At 69.2% G+C, this 17,079-nt stretch carries 18 protein-coding genes; 9 read left to right on the top strand and 9 right to left on the bottom strand.

The window, feature by feature from the left end; translation table 11 throughout:
• Positions 1 to 4: 4 nt before the first annotated feature.
• From ACE2AC_RS07830 to ACE2AC_RS07815, 4 genes are read right to left on the bottom strand one after another with little or no spacing between them, the layout of a single operon-like run.
• Complete coding sequence (locus ACE2AC_RS07830; protein WP_375691542.1) at positions 5 to 397, bottom strand: Zn-ribbon domain-containing OB-fold protein; 393 nt, start codon at positions 395 to 397, stop codon at positions 5 to 7.
• Positions 394 to 1,524, bottom strand: coding sequence for a thiolase family protein (locus tag ACE2AC_RS07825; RefSeq protein WP_375691541.1), 1,131 nt, complete (start codon positions 1,522 to 1,524; stop codon positions 394 to 396). Before ACE2AC_RS07825 ends, ACE2AC_RS07830 begins: the two co-directional genes overlap by 4 nt.
• On the bottom strand, positions 1,521 to 2,297 hold the full coding sequence (locus ACE2AC_RS07820) for an enoyl-CoA hydratase/isomerase family protein (RefSeq protein ID WP_375691540.1): 777 nt from the start codon (positions 2,295 to 2,297) through the stop codon (positions 1,521 to 1,523). The genes ACE2AC_RS07825 and ACE2AC_RS07820 overlap by 4 nt, the downstream gene beginning before the upstream one ends.
• On the bottom strand, positions 2,297 to 3,487 hold the full coding sequence (locus ACE2AC_RS07815; protein WP_375691539.1) for an acyl-CoA dehydrogenase family protein: 1,191 nt from the start codon (positions 3,485 to 3,487) through the stop codon (positions 2,297 to 2,299). Before ACE2AC_RS07815 ends, ACE2AC_RS07820 begins: the two co-directional genes overlap by 1 nt.
• A gap of 150 nt (positions 3,488 to 3,637) precedes the next feature.
• Here ACE2AC_RS07815 and ACE2AC_RS07810 point away from each other — a divergent pair, with 150 nt between their 5' ends.
• Positions 3,638 to 4,033 (top strand): cupin domain-containing protein, encoded by a 396-nt coding sequence (locus ACE2AC_RS07810; protein WP_375691538.1) that lies wholly within the window; start codon positions 3,638 to 3,640, stop codon positions 4,031 to 4,033.
• Between the two features lie 128 nt (positions 4,034 to 4,161).
• Positions 4,162 to 5,172, top strand: a complete 1,011-nt coding sequence (gene dusA, locus ACE2AC_RS07805) for a tRNA dihydrouridine(20/20a) synthase DusA (RefSeq protein WP_375691537.1) — start codon at positions 4,162 to 4,164, stop codon at positions 5,170 to 5,172.
• 23 nt (positions 5,173 to 5,195) lie between these two features.
• Here dusA and ACE2AC_RS07800 read toward each other — a convergent pair whose 3' ends face one another.
• Positions 5,196 to 6,377: a multidrug effflux MFS transporter gene (locus tag ACE2AC_RS07800; protein ID WP_375691536.1), complete on the bottom strand. Its 1,182-nt coding sequence runs from the start codon at positions 6,375 to 6,377 to the stop codon at positions 5,196 to 5,198.
• A gap of 178 nt (positions 6,378 to 6,555) precedes the next feature.
• Between ACE2AC_RS07800 and ACE2AC_RS07795 the strand changes: the two genes are divergently transcribed.
• On the top strand, positions 6,556 to 7,386 hold the full coding sequence (locus ACE2AC_RS07795) for a sulfite exporter TauE/SafE family protein (RefSeq protein WP_375691535.1): 831 nt from the start codon (positions 6,556 to 6,558) through the stop codon (positions 7,384 to 7,386).
• Positions 7,387 to 7,482: 96 nt separating this feature from the next.
• Positions 7,483 to 8,319: a hypothetical protein gene (locus tag ACE2AC_RS07790; RefSeq protein WP_375691534.1), complete on the top strand. Its 837-nt coding sequence runs from the start codon at positions 7,483 to 7,485 to the stop codon at positions 8,317 to 8,319.
• On the opposite strand, the gene ACE2AC_RS07785 is transcribed toward ACE2AC_RS07790, so the two are convergent.
• From ACE2AC_RS07785 to ccmI, 3 genes are read right to left on the bottom strand one after another with little or no spacing between them, the layout of a single operon-like run.
• On the bottom strand, positions 8,316 to 8,552 hold the full coding sequence (locus ACE2AC_RS07785; RefSeq protein ID WP_375691533.1) for a DUF1289 domain-containing protein: 237 nt from the start codon (positions 8,550 to 8,552) through the stop codon (positions 8,316 to 8,318). The two genes, ACE2AC_RS07790 and ACE2AC_RS07785, sit on opposite strands and share 4 nt — an antisense overlap.
• Entirely contained in the window at positions 8,549 to 9,025 is a 477-nt protein-coding gene (gene ruvX, locus ACE2AC_RS07780) for a Holliday junction resolvase RuvX (RefSeq protein WP_375691532.1), read from the bottom strand. The genes ACE2AC_RS07785 and ruvX overlap by 4 nt, the downstream gene beginning before the upstream one ends.
• Positions 9,022 to 10,239 carry a c-type cytochrome biogenesis protein CcmI gene (gene ccmI / locus ACE2AC_RS07775; protein WP_375691531.1) on the bottom strand — a complete coding sequence of 406 codons (1,218 nt, stop codon included), beginning with the start codon at positions 10,237 to 10,239 and terminating at the stop codon, positions 9,022 to 9,024. The genes ruvX and ccmI overlap by 4 nt, the downstream gene beginning before the upstream one ends.
• Before the next feature lie 174 nt (positions 10,240 to 10,413).
• On the opposite strand from ccmI, the gene ACE2AC_RS07770 reads away from it, so the two are divergent.
• Positions 10,414 to 11,661: a sarcosine oxidase subunit beta family protein gene (locus ACE2AC_RS07770; RefSeq protein ID WP_375691530.1), complete on the top strand. Its 1,248-nt coding sequence runs from the start codon at positions 10,414 to 10,416 to the stop codon at positions 11,659 to 11,661.
• 23 nt (positions 11,662 to 11,684) lie between these two features.
• On the opposite strand, the gene ACE2AC_RS07765 is transcribed toward ACE2AC_RS07770, so the two are convergent.
• Complete coding sequence (locus ACE2AC_RS07765; RefSeq protein WP_375691529.1) at positions 11,685 to 11,936, bottom strand: hypothetical protein; 252 nt, start codon at positions 11,934 to 11,936, stop codon at positions 11,685 to 11,687.
• 370 nt (positions 11,937 to 12,306) lie between these two features.
• Here ACE2AC_RS07765 and ACE2AC_RS07760 point away from each other — a divergent pair, with 370 nt between their 5' ends.
• The 4 genes from ACE2AC_RS07760 (at position 12,307) to ACE2AC_RS07745 (ending at position 16,872) form a co-directional block, all read left to right on the top strand.
• The gene (locus ACE2AC_RS07760) at positions 12,307 to 12,603 is read left to right on the top strand and encodes a hypothetical protein (RefSeq protein ID WP_375691528.1); all 297 of its coding nucleotides are present in this window, start codon (positions 12,307 to 12,309) and stop codon (positions 12,601 to 12,603) included.
• A gap of 328 nt (positions 12,604 to 12,931) precedes the next feature.
• Positions 12,932 to 13,261, top strand: a complete 330-nt coding sequence (locus ACE2AC_RS07755; RefSeq protein WP_375691527.1) for a sarcosine oxidase subunit delta — start codon at positions 12,932 to 12,934, stop codon at positions 13,259 to 13,261.
• A gap of 34 nt (positions 13,262 to 13,295) precedes the next feature.
• Positions 13,296 to 16,307: a sarcosine oxidase subunit alpha family protein gene (locus tag ACE2AC_RS07750; RefSeq protein ID WP_375691526.1), complete on the top strand. Its 3,012-nt coding sequence runs from the start codon at positions 13,296 to 13,298 to the stop codon at positions 16,305 to 16,307.
• Positions 16,300 to 16,872 (top strand): sarcosine oxidase subunit gamma, encoded by a 573-nt coding sequence (locus ACE2AC_RS07745; protein WP_375691525.1) that lies wholly within the window; start codon positions 16,300 to 16,302, stop codon positions 16,870 to 16,872. The genes ACE2AC_RS07750 and ACE2AC_RS07745 overlap by 8 nt, the downstream gene beginning before the upstream one ends.
• The last annotated feature ends 207 nt before the right edge of the window (positions 16,873 to 17,079 follow it).

The raw sequence follows: 17,079 nt of genomic DNA, 5'->3' as shown, positions 1-17,079 counted from the left end.
GCGGTCAGGCCGGCCGGAACTGCGGGATCGCCTGGTCGAAGCGGCGGCCCAGTTCAAGCCGCAACGGCATGTCGATGCGCAGCGTATCGTTCGGCGCCAGGATGTTCGAGATCAGGCGCGGCCCCTCGTCGAGCTCGACCACCGCGACGTTGTAGGGCACCATGTCGGCAAAGGCGTCGTGGTAGGCCCGGTGGTAGACCACCCACGAGATGAGCCTTGCGCCACCTGCGGCGGCCTCCCAGGCGAGGTCGGGCGACAGGCAGGTCGTGCACTCCTCCCGCGCCGGAAGCTGCGCCGCGCCGCAGGACCAGCAGCGCTGGAAGCAGAGGCGGCCCCGGTCGAGCGCGTCCCAGTAGGCCGCCGCCGGGCCGGAGCGGTCGGGGGCGATGCCACTCATTGCCCCAGCACCAGCGTCGAATGGGTCTGCATCACGCCCCCCTGGTTGGAGATCACCACGTTCCGCGCGCCCCTGACCGGGTTGACCGAGGTGCCGCGCATCTGGCGCACGCCTTCGTGGATCAGCTGCATGCCCGGCATCCCGGTTTCGGAAAGGAGCCCGCCGGAGGTGTTGAAGGGCAGGGCGCCGCCGACCTGAAGCGCGCCGTCCCGCACGAAATCCGCCGCCTGGCCCTTCTTGCAGAAGCCGTAGTCCTCGAGCGTCATCAAGGCCGCGATGGTGAAGCAGTCATAGAGCTGGACGCAATCGACTTTGTCGGGGGTCAGTCCGGCCATCTTCATCGCGGTCGCGCCCGAGGTCGCGGCCATCGTCGTGGTCAGGTCCTCGCGATAGGCGACCTCCCAGAAGGTTTGGCCGTAGCCCCAGCCGAGGATCGGCACCGGCGCGGCGACGCCGAGTTCCGCCGCGCGCCTGGCCGACATGATCACCACCGCGCCGCCGCCGTCCGAGATCAGCGTGCAGTCGTCACGCTTGAGCGGGGCCACGATGGGATCGGCGGCAAGGTAGTCGTCCATCGTGAGCGGGTTCCGGACCTGCGCATCGGGATTGGTCGCGCCGTGCCCGCGGGCGGCGATGGCGATCTCGCCGAAAGCCTCGGGCGGGGTGTGGTGCTGGCCGATGTGGCGTTGCATGATCATCGCGTAGCCGGGCAGGGTGCCGAACCAGCCATAGAGCGTGTCGTCGCCCCGTGGCCGGGCATAGACATCGCGGCTGCCGCTGCGGGGGGTGTCGGCAAAGCTGACGACCGCCACGTCGATCTGCCCCGCCGCGATGGCCATGCAGGCGATCGAGATCAGCGTGGCATTGGCCGCGCCGCCCTGGTCCCAGGCGCCGCCCATCTTCGACTGGATGCCGAGGGCCGAGGCGATCTTGACCGCGTAGAGCATCTGGAAGTCCGAGGTCGGCGGCTTGACGAAAAGCGCGTCGACTTGCCCTTTTTCAACATTTGCATCGGCAAGGGCCGCGCGAATGGCCTCGACGTTTAACGAAACCGAAGATCGGCCGGGAAGCTTGCCGAACGCGGTGGCGCCGATCCCCGCGATGACGCACTGGCCCGAGAGGGTCATCGCCCCTTGAACTCCGGCTTGCGTTTCTCGCGGAATGCGGCGGGGCCCTCCTTGGCATCCTCGGTTTCGCGCAGGCTGCGCGAGACCATCGCCTCCATCCGCAGGCCGGTGGTGAGGTCCATGTCGAGCGAGCGGACCGCCAGCTCTTTCGACGCCTGCACGGCGAGCGGCGCGTTGGCGGCGATCCGGTCGGCATAGTCCATCGCGGCGGCCATCAGATCGGCCTGTGGGACGACCTTGTTGATCAGCCCCCAGCTCAGCGCCGTCTCGGCGTCGATCCGGTCGCCGGTCAGCAAGAACTCCATCCCGAGGCAATAGGGCAGCTGCTTCAATGTCCGCTGGGTCCCGCCGTTGGCGGCGATGATCCCGCGCTTGACCTCGGACAGGCCAAAGGTCGCGCCCTCGGCGGCCACGCGGATGTCGGTGGCGTAGAGCATCGTCACCCCGCCGCCCAGGCAATAGCCGTTCACCGCCGCGATCACCGGTTTCCAGACCTCGAGCCCCCGGTTCAGCAGTTGGTCGCGCTGCGTCAGCCAGTTCTCGGACCAGTCCTGCTGCGCGGTGATCACCGACTTCAGGTCGGCCCCGGCACAGAAACTCTTGTCACCCGCGCCTGTCACGATGGCGACGCGCACGGCGGGGTTGTCGCGCACCTCGATCCAGGCTTCGGACAGCGCCTTGTAATGCGCGGCGTCGAGGGCGTTCATCGCCTCGGGCCGGTTGATGGTGACGGTGGCGACGCCGGCGGGGGAGAGATCGAAATCGATGGACATCAGCGCCGCCCGTTCAGCACGTTGCGGGCCACGACCATGCGGTGCACCTCGGACGGACCCTCGCCGATGCGGTGGATCCGCAGCTCCCGGTACCAGCGTTCCAGCGGCAGCTCCTTCGACACGCCGAGGCCGCCCATGATCTGCATCGCCCGGTCGACGATCCGGCCTGCCGTCTCGGTCGCGGTGACCTTGGCGATCGAGGCTTCGAGCTTGAAGTCACCGCCCCGGTCACCCTTCCAAGCCGCGTCGTAGACCACGAGCCGCGCGGCCCTCAGCTCCATCTCGCTGTTGGCCAGCATCCACTGGACCGCCTGCTTGTCGGCCAGCTTCGATCCGAAGGTTTCCCGCTCGTTCGCCCATTTCACCGCGATGTCGAGCGCCGCCTGCGCGACGCCAAGGGTGCCGGCGGAATACTGGATTCGGTTGTCGACCAGCCATTTTTCGGCCAGCGCAAAGCCCTGGCCCTCTTCGCCCAGCCGGTTCTCGACGGGCACCTCGACGTTGTCGAAATGCAGCTCGTAGGGGGCATAGGCGCGGATGACGGGAATTTCCTTCAGCGACAGCCCCGGCGTGTCGCGGTCGACGATGAAAGAGGTGATGCCCGACCGACCGCGCCCGCCGGTCCGGGCATAGACGATGCCCCAGTCGGCCTTGCCCGCGCCGGTGATCCACATCTTGGACCCGTTCAGAACGTACTTCCCGCCGACCCGCTCGGCCTTCAGCTGGATCGCCCGGCCCGGATCGGCCCCGCCGCCGCTTTCCGAGATCGCGACGAAGCATTTCGATCCCTTCTCGACGCCCGGCAGGCCGTATGTCTCGATCTGCTGGCGGTTGCCTTCCCAGATCACGTTCGGCGGATCGATCCCGAAGGCCCCCATGGCCGGGTTGTAAAGGCCCATCCGAACCTGTTTCGCTTCCTCAGCCCAGACCGCCTGGCCCAGCAGGTTCAGCCCCGCGCCGCCGTATTCGGTGGGCGTGCGCACGCACCAGAGCCCGAGCGACCTGGCCTTCTCCTGTAGCGGGGCGAGCTTTTCGGGCGGGCAGTAGGTCGCGTCGTGCTCCAGCGTGTCCTCGACCGCCTTCACGTCGCCCTGGACGAACCGGCGCACGGTGGCCTGCATCTCGCGGTACTCGTCGGGCATCGCCCAAGAGCCGAAGCTGCGGTCGCTGGTCTCGATCACCTGGTCCATCTGGCATCCTCCCGTCCCGCGATATCTCGGTCGATGCGAGGGCGGGCTGTCAAACCGCGCCCCGTGGGTTTCATGCCTGTGTCGCCGGTCGAGACATATGTGTCGGCCGTGCTAGGATCCCGGTGGGATCGTCACGGACAGGAGGACGGAATGAAGATCATGCGAGCGGGATCGCGCCCCTCGGGGAAGGGGCCCGGGGATTACTTTACCGGGACGGTGCGGATCGACCCGCTGCTCGAGACCGAGGCACCGGCACGGGTGCGGGGCGCACTGGTGACCTTCGAGCCGGGGGCGCGGACCAACTGGCACACCCACCCGGCGGGGCAGAGCCTGGTCGTCACCGCCGGCTGCGGCCGCGTCCAGCGCGAGGGTGGCCCGGTCGAAGAGATCCGCCCCGGCGACGTGGTCTGGTTCCCGGCGGGCGAACGGCACTGGCACGGCGCGGGGCCGGACACCGCGATGAGCCACATCGCCATCCAGGAAGAGATCGACGGTGCCGCGGTCACCTGGCTCGAACCGGTGGACGACGCGGACTACGGCGGCTGAAACTCCACATGGAGCGGAAGGGATTGGCACTTGGCCGCGTTTGCTGATAGGCGGCGCGGTCTCGTGCCCTCGCACCCGGACGGGGGCCGCGATAGAGTAAGCCCGTGACCGCCGCCCGAAGGGACGCCATGACCCGCCGCACGACCCCCTCTGACCCGCGGAGCGCCGCGCGCCTGTCCGTCGCCCCGATGATGGACTGGACCGACCGGCACTGCCGCTACCTGCATCGGCTGCTGTCGGCCCGCGCGCTGCTCTATACCGAGATGGTGACGGCGCCGGCGCTGGTGCGGGGCGGGGCGGTGCATCTGCTCGACTTCTCGCCCGAGGAGTATCCGGTGGCGCTGCAGCTTGGCGGATCGGACCCGGACGAACTGGCACAGGCCGCGCGGCTGGGGGAAGAGGCGGGGTATGACGAGATCAACCTGAACGTCGGCTGCCCGTCGGACCGGGTCCAGTCGGGCACCTTCGGCGCGGTGCTGATGCGCACGCCCGAGCTCGTGGCCGACTGCGTCGCCGCGATGCGCGCGGCGGTCGATGTCGAGGTGACGGTGAAATGCCGCATCGGCGTGGATGATCAGGAGCCTGAAGAGGTGCTGCCCGACTTCCTGTCGCGGGTCGCCGCCGTGGGGGTCGAACGGGTGCAGATCCACGCCCGCAAGGCCTGGCTGCAGGGGCTGAGCCCCAAGGAAAACCGGGATATCCCGCCGCTCGACTACGACCTCGTGGTGCGGATGAAGCAGGCGTTTCCCGACCTGCATGTCTCGATCAACGGCGGGATCGGATCGCTCGACCTGGCCGAGGACCTGCTGGCCCGTGGGCTGGACGGCGTGATGATCGGTCGTGCGGCCTACCATGCGCCCGCGGATATCCTGTCGGCCGCGGACCGGCGGATCTTTGACGACGCGGCCGGGGATGCCCACCCTGTCACGGCGGTGATGCAGATGCTGCCCTACATCGAGGCGCACCTCGCCGCGGGCGGAAAGCTGGCGCAGGTCACGCGGCACATGCTGGGGCTCTTCGCCGGCCGGCCAGGCGCGCGGAACTGGCGGCGGGTGCTGTCCGAGGGCGCGCATCGCCCCGGCGCGGGGCCGGAACTGGTCGAACGTGCGCTGGCCGAGGTCACCGGCATCGCGGCCTAGGGCGGGGCTGCCCCGCCGCAGGCTCAGGCCGCTGCCCGGCTGCGTCCGGACAGCACCACCAGCGTCAGCACGAAGCTGATCGTCGAGCACATGGCGATGGCCAGGAGCATCGGCGTCGCCGTGCCGTCGAAAAAGAGGCCGGACACCACGATCATCAGCCCGCCCGCGAGCATCTGCAGCGTCCCCCCGAGCGAGGAGGCCAGCCCCGCGATGTCGCCGTGTTCGTCGAGCGCCAGCACCATCGTCGTGGGGATCACGAGGCCGAGGCAGGCATTGCCGCAGAAAAGCAGCGCCATGATCACCGGCAGGCTGGCCAGCCCCGCCAGCGCCAACAGCGCCAGCGTCACGGTGACGAGGAAGAAGCCCGCCACCGCCAGCCGCACGACCCGGGTGATCCCGTAACGCGCGCCGAGGCCCGCGGCCACCTGGCTTGCCCCGAAGAAGCCGACCGCGTTCAGCGCGAAGGCCAGCGAGAAGCCCGTGGGGCTCATCCCGAACTGGTCGGTGTAGACGAAGCTGGCCGAGGCGATGAAGACGAAGAAGCTGGCCATGCCGAAACCGCCGATGAAGGTCAGGCCCATGAAGAGCGGATCGCGCAGCAGCACGCCGGCGCCGCGCCGCATCGAGGCGAGATTCACCGGCACCCGGCGGTCGCGCGGCAGCGTTTCGGGCAGGAGGAAGACCGCCAGGACCAGGTTCACCGCCGCCAGGACGGCCAGGGTGCCGAAGACCGCCCGCCAGCCGCTGAGCGCGATGACGAGCGAGCCCGCCAGCGGCGCCAGCATCGGCGAGACCGAGATCACCAGCATCAGCATTGCCATCAGCCGCGTCGCGTCCGGCCCGGTGTAGCGGTCGCGGATCACCGCGCGGGTCACCACCATCAGCGACGCGCCGCCCAGCCCCTGCAGGGCGCGCCAGAGCGTGAGAGAGCCCGCCGAGGTGGCGAACGCCGCGCCGATCGACCCGGCGAGGAAGATCGCCAGCCCCAGCACGATCGGCGCCTTGCGCCCGGTCTGGTCGGCCATCGGGCCATAGAAGAGCTGGCCGATCCCGAAGGTGATGAAATACGCCGTCAGCGTGGTCTGGATCTGCGCTTCGGTCGCGCCGAGGTCGCCCGCGATGGTGGGCAGCGCGGGCAGGTACATGTCGATCGCGAAGGGACCGACCAGGCCGAGAAGGCCCAGGATGATGGCAAGGCGGACCATGGGAAACCTTTCGGGGGGAGGGGGCCGAAATCGCGCGCAAGCTAGAAGGCAGCCGCCCGAAAGTGTACCCCGCATTCCCGCACGCACGCGCATGCCGCTGTGCGGCACGGCGGCGGGCGCTTGCAGGCGGCGTGAAAAACTGGTTCTTCTCGCCACCTGTGAACAAAGAGCGAGTGCCATGCTGCAAGACCCCACCCTGATCGCCTGGATGCTGGTCCTCCTGATGGTCATCGGCGGGTTCGCCGGCGTGCTGGCCGGCCTGCTCGGCGTCGGCGGAGGCATCGTCCTGGTGCCTGCGTTTTTCTATGCGTTCCAGACGCTTGGCTACGACGGGCCGAACCTGATGCAGATCTGCCTGGCGACCTCGCTCGCGACGATCATCGTCACCTCCCTACGGTCCCTGCATTCTCACAACCGCAAGGGCGCGGTCGACTGGGACATCCTGAAATCCTGGGGGCCGGGGATCGTCATCGGCGCGGTGCTGGGGATGCTGACGGCGGCGTCGGTCAAGTCGCACGCGCTGCAGGTGCTGTTCGGCGTGCTGGCCTTCGTCATCGGGCTCTACCTGTTGCTGGGTAAGCCGGAGTGGCGGCTTGGCGATGCGATGCCCAAGGGGATCAAGCGCGCGGTGCTGTCGCCGCTCGTCGGGTTCCTGTCGGTGCTGATGGGGATCGGCGGCGGGTCGTTCGGCGTGCCGCTGATGACGCTCTACGGTCGCCCGATCCACCGCGCCGTCGCCACCGCGGCGGGATTCGGCGTGGCGATCGCGGTGCCTTCGGTGATCGGCTTCCTGTTCTACACCCCGCCCGAGGGGCAGCCGGTGCCGCCGCTGACTGTGGGCGCGGTGAATCTGCCCGCCTTCCTCGTGGTGATCGCGATGACGCTGATCACCACACCGCTGGGGGTGAAGCTGGCCCATGCCACCGACCCCAAGCCGCTTCGGCGGATCTTTGCGGTTTTCCTGCTACTTGTGGCGTTGAACATGCTGCGAAAAGCAATCTGGGGTTGAGTTCGACGGCTACATTCCCGCATTAGGTCGTGACAGCGCCATCTTACCGTCAGATTTCGCTTCCATACGGTAGGGCATAACCAGCTGGAACCGGCCATGATCGAGCTTCTCGTCATCTTTGTCCTCGCGACGATCGGCATCTACTTCACCACCATGACGCCCGAGTCGATGGACCGGTCGCGCGGTGACGACGACTATGCCGAGGATGGGGCGCAAGACGACGACGGCGGGATCGGCATCTTGGGCGTCGATGTCGGCCGGAACGTCAAGACGGTGCGCCGCGCCGGGGCCGCCGCCCGCGACCGTATCGCGCTGCTGCAGCGCCGCCCGATCAAGGCCAAGCGCCAGGCCGAAGAGGCCGCCGTGTCCCCCGTGGCCGCGCCCGAACCGTTGGCGGCCGAGGCATCCGTCGACGACGCGGTCCGCAGCCTCCTGATCGAGGACGGCGCCGAACTTTCCGCTGCGCCCGAACCCGCCGAGGCCGAAGAGAACCTATTTGTCCCCGACAGCGCGGCCGAGGACCTGCCGCCGCTGAAGCCCGCGGAGCCCGAACCCGAAGCCGCGCCGGTGGTGGCCGAAGCCCCCGCGCCGGCCGAGGAGCCGAGGCGTCAGGCCGCCCGCGATGCCGCGCTCAGCGCCGCGATCCGGGCCGAGATGGCCGAACACGAACGCAACCGCACCGCGCCGCCGGAGCTCTACCAGGGCCCTCCGGTGATCGAGGATTTCGATCCCGACGAGGACCAGATCGTCATCGGCTACTACCGCGGGGAGGCCGGCGACGGCCGCATTGCCATCACCGAGGACCCGACATCGCCCGGCACGGCGCGGGTGACGCTGGGGGGCAAGGTCGTGGCGCTCGTGCCGTTCGGTTACGGCCTCGTCCAGCGCCACCACGTCGAGATGCGGCTGCTCGAAGACACCGCCGCGGCCTAAAGCTCGCGCTTCAACCGCGCGGCCCGTCCGCCACGCCGCCGCACCAGCTGCGGCCGCCGGTCGGGCAGGGCGGCCATGATCTCGGCCCGTTCCGCTTCCGAATACCGCGACCACATCGCGATCTCGTCCCGGGTGCGCAGGCAACCGGTGCAGAGCCCTGCGTCGGGGTGGATCAGGCAGATCTTCACGCAGGGCGATGCGATCTCGGGGCGTTTCCAGACCTCGTCGCTCATGACCCGCTCCGCATGTGGCGCAGCCGGTCCAGCGCACCCTGCAGGATGTAGCCCGCCGCGACGTGGTCGATCACCTCGGCCCGTTTCCTGCGCGAGGTGTCGGCCTCGAGCAGGGCGCGTTCGGCGGCGACGGTAGAGAGGCGTTCGTCCCAGTAGGTCGTCGGCAGCTCCAGCACGCGGGTGAAGTTGCGGGCAAAGGCACGGGTCGACTGGCAGCGGGGCCCTTCCGATCCGTCCATGTTGCGCGGCAGGCCCAGCACGATGCCCGCGATCTCGCGGTCGCGCAGCAGCTTGGCCAGCGCCTCGGCGTCCTGGGTGAATTTCTTGCGGCGGATCGTGGTCACCGGGGTGGCCACCGACAGCAGCCGGTCCGAGATCGCGACGCCGATCGTCTTGTCACCCAGGTCGAGGCCCACGATCGGGGCCATCGGGGGCAGGGCGGCGGCGAACTCGGCCAGGTCCTCGTAAATCATCCGTCCAGCCCCGCCTGTTCCCCGGCCGCGCGGATCATGGCAAGCGCGCCGTCATCGCCGGCAAAGACCTCGAGCGCCTCGTCCCTGATCGCGCGGGCCTGTTCGGTTTCACCCAGGACGCCGTAGGCGCCGATCAGCCGGGCCCATTCCGCCGCGCTGCCGCCCTCGGTCGCCAGCCGGTCGGACAGCGAGGCCACCATGCCTCGGATCATCGCCTCGCGGTCCTCGCTGCTCATGTCGCGGGCGGCCTCGATATCCTCTTGCGACGGGCCGGCCAGGGGCGCGGCCGCGGTGGGCGGGGTGTAGTCGATCCCTGCCATCTGGGCGGCCAGGCCGATCCGGGCGCGGATCATCGGGATCCAGGGCGCCGTCTCGGGTCCCTCGCGCAGGAGCCGGTCCCAGACCGTCAGGGCGATATCGGGCCGGTCGACCTGCTGCCACATCGAGCCGAGGTAAAAGCGCGCCAGCCCGTTGCCGGGATCAAGTTCGAGGGCCGCGCGCACGGCGGCCTCGGCCTCGGGCGAGACATAGTTCTGCGCGGCAAAGATCATGTAACCGCCGAGGAGGAGGTAGTCGCGGACATCCGCCGCCTCGCCCTTGAGGTCGACCACCTTCTGCTGGGCCCTGTGGGCGGCGGCGAAATCGCCGCGCTGCGCCTCGGCGCGGACCAGCGCCTCGAGCGCGGCGCGGTCGTCCGGCACCTCGGCCAGCCGCGCGGTCAGCTCGGCGACCTCGGCGGAGAGGGTGGGGTCGGTGGTGTCGACGGGCTGTTGCGCCAGGCGGGCCTCGACCTCGGCCTGCGAAGGGCGGGAGGCGCGAAAGGCCTCGGCCCGCGCCAGGCGGTCCTGCAGCGGAAGGTCGGGATAGCCCGGTGCGCCGATCACGGCATAAAGGCCCAGGGCCCCCGCAACGACGACCAGCCCGACGCCCGCCAGCAGGACGGGGCGGGCCCGGGTGCCGGCCTGTCGCGGCGCCTTGGCGGCGGCGTCGGCGGCCAGCAGGCGGCGGGCGATCTCGTTCTTCAGGCGCTCTGCCTCGTCGGCCCCGATCACGCCACGGGCGAGGTCGCGGTCGACCTCGGCCAGCTGCGCGCGGTAGACGGCCACGTCCGCGCCACCGGTGGCGGGCGCGTCGCCGCGGGCCGACAGCGCGACCGCGACGATGACACCGGCGACCACGATGGCCAAGCCTGCGGCGATGATCCAGAAGAGCATGCGAACCTCTTGTTTGATGGCCCGTTTACCCCGTGCGGCGGCCCCGCAAAAGGGTGAATGCCGCGACCCGAGCGCGCATGTCGCAAAGGTGATGCGACATGACGCTCCCGGTCGGCGGCGGATTTCGCTATGGGTCCAGAAAGCCCCTCAGGTCACTGCCGGAGTCGCCCGCCCATGAAACGTTATTCCGCCTTCGCCATCGCCCGCGAAGCCCTGCGCCATCACACCGGCTGGGAACGGGCCTGGGCCTCGCCCGCGCCGAAATCGCGCTACCAGGTGGTGATCGTGGGTGCCGGCGGACACGGGCTGGCCACGGCCTATTACCTGGGCAAGGTTTTTGGCATCACCGATGTCGCGGTGATCGAAAAGGGCTGGCTCGGCGGCGGCAACACCGGGCGGAACACCACGATCATCCGCTCGAACTACCTGCAGGATCCCTCGGCCGCGATCTACGAGAAAGCGCGCGCGCTCTACGAGGATCTGAGCCAGGACCTGAACTACAACGTCATGTTCTCGCCCCGTGGCGTGATGATGCTGGCGCAGACCGAACACGAGGTGCGCGGCTACCTGCGGACGGCCCATGCCAACGCGCTGCAGGGGGTCGAGACGGAATATGTCGGCCCCGACCGGGTCAAGGAGCTCTGCCCGATCATCAATATCGACGGGCCGCGGTACCCGGTGCTGGGGGCGCTCTGGCAGCCGCGCGGCGGCACCGCCCGGCACGATGCGGTGGCCTGGGGCTATGCGCGGGCCTGTTCGGCCATGGGGATGCACATCATCCAGCAATGCGAGGTCACGGGCGTCCGGTCCGAGGGCGGCCGGGTGACCGGCGTCTCGACCACCAAGGGCGACATCGGCTGCGACAAGCTGGGCATCGTCGTTGCGGGCCATTCCGGCGTTCTGGCCGAGATGGCCGGCTTCCGCCTGCCGATCGAGAGCGTCGCGCTGCAGGCGCTGGTCAGCGAACCGATCAAGCCCTGCATGGATGTCGTCGTGATGGCGAACACCGTGCACGGCTACATGAGCCAGTCCGACAAGGGCGAGATGGTGATCGGCGGTGGCGCGGACGGCTACAACAACTACACGCAGCGCGGCAGCTTCCACCACATCGAGGAGACGGTGCGCGCGCTGGTCGAGACCTTCCCGATGATCTCGCGCCTCAAGATGCTGCGGCAATGGGGCGGGATCGTCGACATGACCGGCGACCGCTCGCCCATCATCTCCAAGACGCCGCTCGGCAATTGCTTCATCAACTGCGGCTGGGGCACCGGCGGGTTCAAGGCGATCCCCGGCTCGGGCTGGGCGATGGCCGAGATGATGGCCAAGGGCGAACCGGGGCCGCTGGCCGAGGCGTTCGGACTGGACCGCTTCCGCGCGGGCCGTTTCATCGACGAAAGCGTCGCGGCGGGGGTGGCGCACTGATGACGCCCGCCGCGCGGCATATCCTATTCGGCGGCGACCCGGCGGGTGATCCGGCGGTGGCGCTCGGTCAGCTCGGCGATCTCGGCCAGCGCGTCGTACTGCGCGTTGAGCGGCGTTGGCGTGCCGGCGACGAGGTCCTCGGTCACGTCGTCGAGCGTGCCGGCCATCGGCAGGACGGCATAGGCGTTCAGCCCCATCATGATCGCCGCCTCGAACTTCACGTGGCGCGGGATCGTGTCGGCGAGGCCGCATTCCGCCTGGCCGAAGAACAGCACCCGGGGCGGCGCGATCTCGTCCGGGGGACGGCGAGATAGGCGAAAAGGCCGGGGCTTTTCGGCAGGTGGTGGAGCGAGGGGCAGAGCGCGAAGTCGTAGATCCGGCCGGACGCGCCGCCGATGTGGAAATGCCTGTCGAGGCGTGGCTGCGTAGCGGGCATGTTGCCTGTCCCTTTGCTGTGACGCCTGTCATCGAGCGTACCGCATGTCGGCCGCAAACCAAGATATTGTGGTCGGTCGGGGGCAAAAACGGATCAATCCGGCGATATGTGGTGAAAATACCCGCATCCGGCCCGAGTCGATTTCTTGGGAACCTGCTTAGGTACGGTGGCGTTTGGGAGCAAACGTCAACCAACCCGGAGGTCTCATCATGGCCGAACATCATTACCACGAAACCCGCACCACCGAAGGCCGGAGCACCGGCACCATCGCGTTCATCGTCGGCGGTCTCGTCGTCGCGGTCGGGCTTGTCTTCTACTTCCTCTTCGGCGGTGCCGACATGGCAACGACCGGCGCACCGAACGTCGAGATCAACGCCACGGCCGACAGCGCGGCCGGCGCTGCTTCGGATGACGCGGCCGCCACGGACGGTGCCGATGCCGGTGCGGCCGCAACGGCCGACACCTCGGGTGCCGATGCCGGCGCTGCCGCCACGGCCAGCGACTGACCATTTTCCGCCCACGGGCGGCGCGAAGGAGCGGGCGCACGATGCGGCCCGCTCCTTCCTGCGTTCCGGGGTTTGCAAACGTCAGTCGCACGGTTTGCAAAAGTTCGCCCCGAAATCCCGAACTTTTTTTGTAACGTCCCGGAACCTTTCGCAGGTTCGCGACGTTACTCCTTCACTGCCTGGGAAGATATTTGCCCCGCGGGTCTGCCCCCAACGGGTTATCCAATTTTCCCTTGTCCCTTACCTGTCCCCTCGGGCGGAGGCTTCGTGCCTCCGCCCCTTTTTCGTGCCGCGCCGCCCGTGGGGCCGCGCGGTCAGGAGGTGTACGATGTTGCTGCTTGAATGTCCTTACTGCGGCGTACGGGGCGAAGAGACAGAGTTTCATGGCGGCGGCGAGGCGCACCTGACGCGTCACGGGCCGGGCAGCGATGACGCGGATTTCGAGGGCTACCTGTTTCACCGCGAGAACGCGAAGGGCGTGCATTTCGAACGCTGGCGCCACGTGAACGGCTGCGGCAAGTGGTTCCACGCCGCCCGCTGCACCGTGACGCTGGAGGTGTTCGGCACCTATCCCGCGCAGACCACCGAGCCGCCGCAGGACCTGCGGGCGGCGATCAGCGCCAAGCGGCCGGGCTGGACCTGGCGGGATTTCGCGTGAGACGGGCAATGACGATGATGAAAGAGGTCCGGGCATGAGCACCAGGCTGGCCAAGGGCGGGCGACTGATCGACCGCACAGCGCAGATCACCTTTACCTTCAACGGCGCGACGCTGCGCGGCTACGCGGGCGACACGCTGGCCTCGGCGTTGCTGGCGAACGACCAGATGCTGGCGGGCCGCAGCTTCAAGTACCACCGGCCGCGCGGCATCGTTGCCTCGGGCGCGGAAGAGCCGAACGCCCTGATGGGCATCGGCACCGACGGGTATTTCGAGCCGAACCAGCGCGCCACCACGCAGGAGCTGTTCCAGGGCCTGACGGCGGAGAGCCAGAACCACTGGCCGAGCCTCGATTTCGACATCGGGGCGGTGAATTCCTCGCTTTCGCGGTTCTTCCCGGCGGGGTTCTACTACAAGACCTTCATGGGCCCGCGCGCCTTCTGGAAGCATGTCTATGAGCCGGTGATCCGGCAGTCCGCGGGCCTCGGCAAGGCGCCCAGGGACCGCGACGCAGACCACTACGAACACTTCTACGCCTTCACCGACGTGCTGGTGATCGGCGGCGGGATCGCCGGGCTGACGGCGGCCAGGGCGGCGGCCGAGGCGGGCGCCGAGGTGCTGCTGCTGGAGCAGACCGCGCACTGGGGCGGGCGCAGCATGACCGATGGCGGCGAGGTCGCGGGTGCCCCGGTCGACAGCCACATCGCGGCGCTGGTCGCCGCGCTCGAGGCGATGCCCAATGTCACGATGCGCGCCCGGACCATGGGGGCGGGCGTCTACGATCACGGCTATGCGCTGGCCTATGAACGGCTGACCGACCACCGGCAGGCCAAGGCCGGGCCGCGCCACCGGCTGTGGCGCATCCGGGCCGGGCAGATCGTGACCGCGACAGGCGCAATCGAGCGGCCGCTGAGCTTTGCCGGCAACGACGTGCCGGGCGTGATGCTGGCCTCGGCCGCGCGCGATTACGTTGAGAATTGGGCGATTTCGCCGGGCGACCGGACGGTGGTGGTGACCAACAACGATGATGCCTACCGCACGGCGTTGAGCTTGAAGGCGGCGGGGCTGTCGGTGCCCGTGATCCTCGACGCCCGCGCGGGCGGCGGCGGCGCGCTGATGGAGGCGGCGAAGGCCGCGGGCATCCGGGTCGAGACCGGCAAGGGCATCGCCAAGGTCAAGGGCGGCAAGCGCGTGACCGCGGTCGAGGTCTGCCACCAGGCAGGCGAGGGCGCGGTGATCGAGACGGTGGCCTGCGATGCGGTCGCCATGTCGGGCGGCTGGTCGCCGGTGGTGCACCTGTGGTCCCATTGCGGCGGCAAGCTGACCTGGGACGAGGCGGGCGCGATGTTCCGGCCCGATCCCGACCGGGCCCCCACGGGCCACGACGGCGCGCCCTACGTGATCACTGCCGGCAGCGCCTCGGGCGAGCTGGGGCTGGCGGCTGCGCTGGCCGATGCCCACGCAGCGGGGGTGACGGCGGCGGCGCGGGTCGGGGCCAGCGGGACGCCCGGTGCGGCGGCGGAGGCCACCGCGACCGAGGAGGCCGCGATCGAACCGGTCTGGATGATGCCGCAGGGCGCGGGCAAGGACCTGCGGTCGAAGGCCTTCCTCGACTACCAGAACGACGTGAAGGTCAGCGACGTGATGCTGGCCGCGCAGGAGGGGTTCGAAAGCGTCGAGCATGCCAAGCGCTACACCACGCTCGGCATGGCGACGGACCAGGGGAAACTCAGCAACATCAACGGCCTCGCCGTCCTGTCGCAGAGCCTGAACACCCCGATCCCGCAGGTCGGCACGACGACCTTCCGCCCGCCCTACACGCCGATCAGCATGGGCGCGATCGCGGGCGAGGCGCGGGGCGAGACCTTCCAGCCGTTGCGGCGCACGCCGATGCATGACTGGCACGAGGCCCACGGCGCGCACTGGGAGCCGGTCGGCCACTGGCGGCGGCCCTATTGCTATCCGAAGGCGGGCGAGAGCCATGCCGACGCGGTGGCGCGGGAGATCACCCAGACCCGCGCGGCGGTCGGGCTGCTCGATGCCTCGACTCTGGGCAAGATCGTGGTGAAGGGGCCGGACGCGGGGAAGTTCCTCGACATGCTCTACACCAACATGATGTCCACGCTGAAGCCGGGCAAATGCCGCTACGGCCTGATGTGCAACGAGAACGGGTTCCTGATTGACGACGGCGTGGTGGCCCGCTGGGACGAGGAGACGTTCCTGTGCCACACCACCACCGGCGGGGCGGAGCGCATCCATGCCCACATGGAGGAATGGCTGCAGACCGAGTGGTGGGACTGGAAGGTCTACGTCGCCAACGTGACCGAACAGTATGCCCAGATCGCCGTGGTCGGTCCGAAGGCGCGCGAGGTGATCGAGAGCCTGGGCGCCGAGGGGATGGACAGCCAGAGTTTCCCGTTCATGGCCTGGGAAGATCGCGAGGTCGCCGGGATCGGGGCGCGGATCTACCGGATCAGCTTCTCTGGGGAACTGTCCTACGAGATCGCGGTGCCGGCGAGCCAGGGGCTGGCGCTGTGGGAGGCGCTGCACGATGCGGGCGCCGTGCACGGGGTCATGCCCTACGGCACCGAGGCGCTGCACGTGATGCGGGCCGAGAAGGGCTTCATCATGATCGGGGACGAGACCGACGGGACGGTGATCCCGCAGGACCTTGGGCTCAACTGGGCGATTTCAAAGAAGAAAGACGACTACCTCGGCAAGCGGGCGCAGGAACGCAGCCACATGGCGGACCCGGAGCGGTGGAAGCTGGTGGGGCTGGAAACGCTTGACGGGACGACCCTGCCGGACGGCGCCTATGCCGTCGGGACCGGGGTGAACGCGAATGGCCAGCTGGCGACGATCGGGCGGGTGACCTCGACCTACCACTCGCCGACGCTGGGTCGCGGCATCGCCATGGGGCTGGTGCACCATGGGCCGGACCGGATGGGCGAGGTGATCGAGTTCGCCACCGTGGAGGGCGGCCGGATCAAGGCGCGGATCGTCGATCCGGTGTTCTACGACAAGCAAGGGGAGAAGCAGGATGTCTGAACCCATCACCCCGCTCGGCGGCGCGGCGATCGACGGACGTGTCCGGGTCGAAGAGCTGCCACGGCGCGGCATGATCACCCTGCGCGGCGACCTGGGCGCGGCCGGCACGGCCGAAGCGGTCAATGCGGTCAATGGCTTGGCGGTTCCTGCGCGGGGCCGGGCCGAGATCGACGGCGCGGCGCTGGCGGGCTGGATGTCGCCGGACGAGCTGATGCTGATGCTGCCGCCCGAGGGCGTGGCGGCCGCGCTGGAGGCGATCGGGCAGGCGCTGGCCGGCAGTCATCACCTGGCGGTGGAGCTGACGGATGCCCGGGCGCTCCTCAGGATCAGCGGGCCGGATGCGGCGGTGCGGGAGAGCCTGTCGAAACTGGCGCCGGTGGATTTCTCGCCCGCGGCCTTTCCGGCGGGCACGTTCCGCCGTTCGCGGCAGGCGCAGGTGCCTGCGGCGTTCTGGTGCGAGGGCGAGGGCGTATTCGGGGTGATGTGCTTCCGATCCGTGGCCCGCTACGTGCTGGCGGCGCTTGGCGGGGCGGCGGCGGAGGATGGCGCGGTCGGCTACTTCTGAGGCCGGGCGCTGTGCCGCCGGCCGGGATGGCGCGGGATTATGTGACGCCAAATCAGGCGGTTGCCTCATGTTGCCCCGCACCGTCGCGCCTGAGCGCACAGGGGGTGTGGGGGATGTGGCCCTGCGGGGGTGGATGGAGGGGGGCACCCCCTTGACCTTCCCCGCCTTGGGGTAACATCTAGGGGCAACACCCTCTCAACAAACCCG

Origin of the sequence: Pseudooceanicola sp. LIPI14-2-Ac024 (assembly GCF_042188925.1) — a bacterium.
GTDB lineage: Bacteria > Pseudomonadota > Alphaproteobacteria > Rhodobacterales > Rhodobacteraceae > Pseudooceanicola.
This window is presented reverse-complemented; position numbering and strand designations above follow the sequence as displayed.

Coding starts and splice junctions, on each gene's coding strand:
- ruvX (WP_375691532.1), bottom strand. CDS start 9,025: ATGATTTACGAGGACCTGGCCGAGTTCGCCGCCGCCCTGCCCCCGATG.
- ACE2AC_RS07800 (WP_375691536.1), bottom strand. CDS start 6,377: ATGGTCCGCCTTGCCATCATCCTGGGCCTTCTCGGCCTGGTCGGTCCC.
- ACE2AC_RS07755 (WP_375691527.1), top strand. CDS start 12,932: ATGTTGCTGCTTGAATGTCCTTACTGCGGCGTACGGGGCGAAGAGACA.
- ACE2AC_RS07825 (WP_375691541.1), bottom strand. CDS start 1,524: ATGACCCTCTCGGGCCAGTGCGTCATCGCGGGGATCGGCGCCACCGCG.
- ACE2AC_RS07770 (WP_375691530.1), top strand. CDS start 10,414: ATGAAACGTTATTCCGCCTTCGCCATCGCCCGCGAAGCCCTGCGCCAT.
- ACE2AC_RS07745 (WP_375691525.1), top strand. CDS start 16,300: ATGTCTGAACCCATCACCCCGCTCGGCGGCGCGGCGATCGACGGACGT.
- ACE2AC_RS07750 (WP_375691526.1), top strand. CDS start 13,296: ATGAGCACCAGGCTGGCCAAGGGCGGGCGACTGATCGACCGCACAGCG.
- ACE2AC_RS07760 (WP_375691528.1), top strand. CDS start 12,307: ATGGCCGAACATCATTACCACGAAACCCGCACCACCGAAGGCCGGAGC.
- ACE2AC_RS07815 (WP_375691539.1), bottom strand. CDS start 3,487: ATGGACCAGGTGATCGAGACCAGCGACCGCAGCTTCGGCTCTTGGGCG.
- ACE2AC_RS07810 (WP_375691538.1), top strand. CDS start 3,638: ATGAAGATCATGCGAGCGGGATCGCGCCCCTCGGGGAAGGGGCCCGGG.
- ACE2AC_RS07820 (WP_375691540.1), bottom strand. CDS start 2,297: ATGTCCATCGATTTCGATCTCTCCCCCGCCGGCGTCGCCACCGTCACC.
- ACE2AC_RS07790 (WP_375691534.1), top strand. CDS start 7,483: ATGATCGAGCTTCTCGTCATCTTTGTCCTCGCGACGATCGGCATCTAC.
- ACE2AC_RS07795 (WP_375691535.1), top strand. CDS start 6,556: ATGCTGCAAGACCCCACCCTGATCGCCTGGATGCTGGTCCTCCTGATG.
- ACE2AC_RS07830 (WP_375691542.1), bottom strand. CDS start 397: ATGAGTGGCATCGCCCCCGACCGCTCCGGCCCGGCGGCGGCCTACTGG.
- dusA (WP_375691537.1), top strand. CDS start 4,162: ATGACCCGCCGCACGACCCCCTCTGACCCGCGGAGCGCCGCGCGCCTG.
- ACE2AC_RS07785 (WP_375691533.1), bottom strand. CDS start 8,552: ATGAGCGACGAGGTCTGGAAACGCCCCGAGATCGCATCGCCCTGCGTG.
- ccmI (WP_375691531.1), bottom strand. CDS start 10,239: ATGCTCTTCTGGATCATCGCCGCAGGCTTGGCCATCGTGGTCGCCGGT.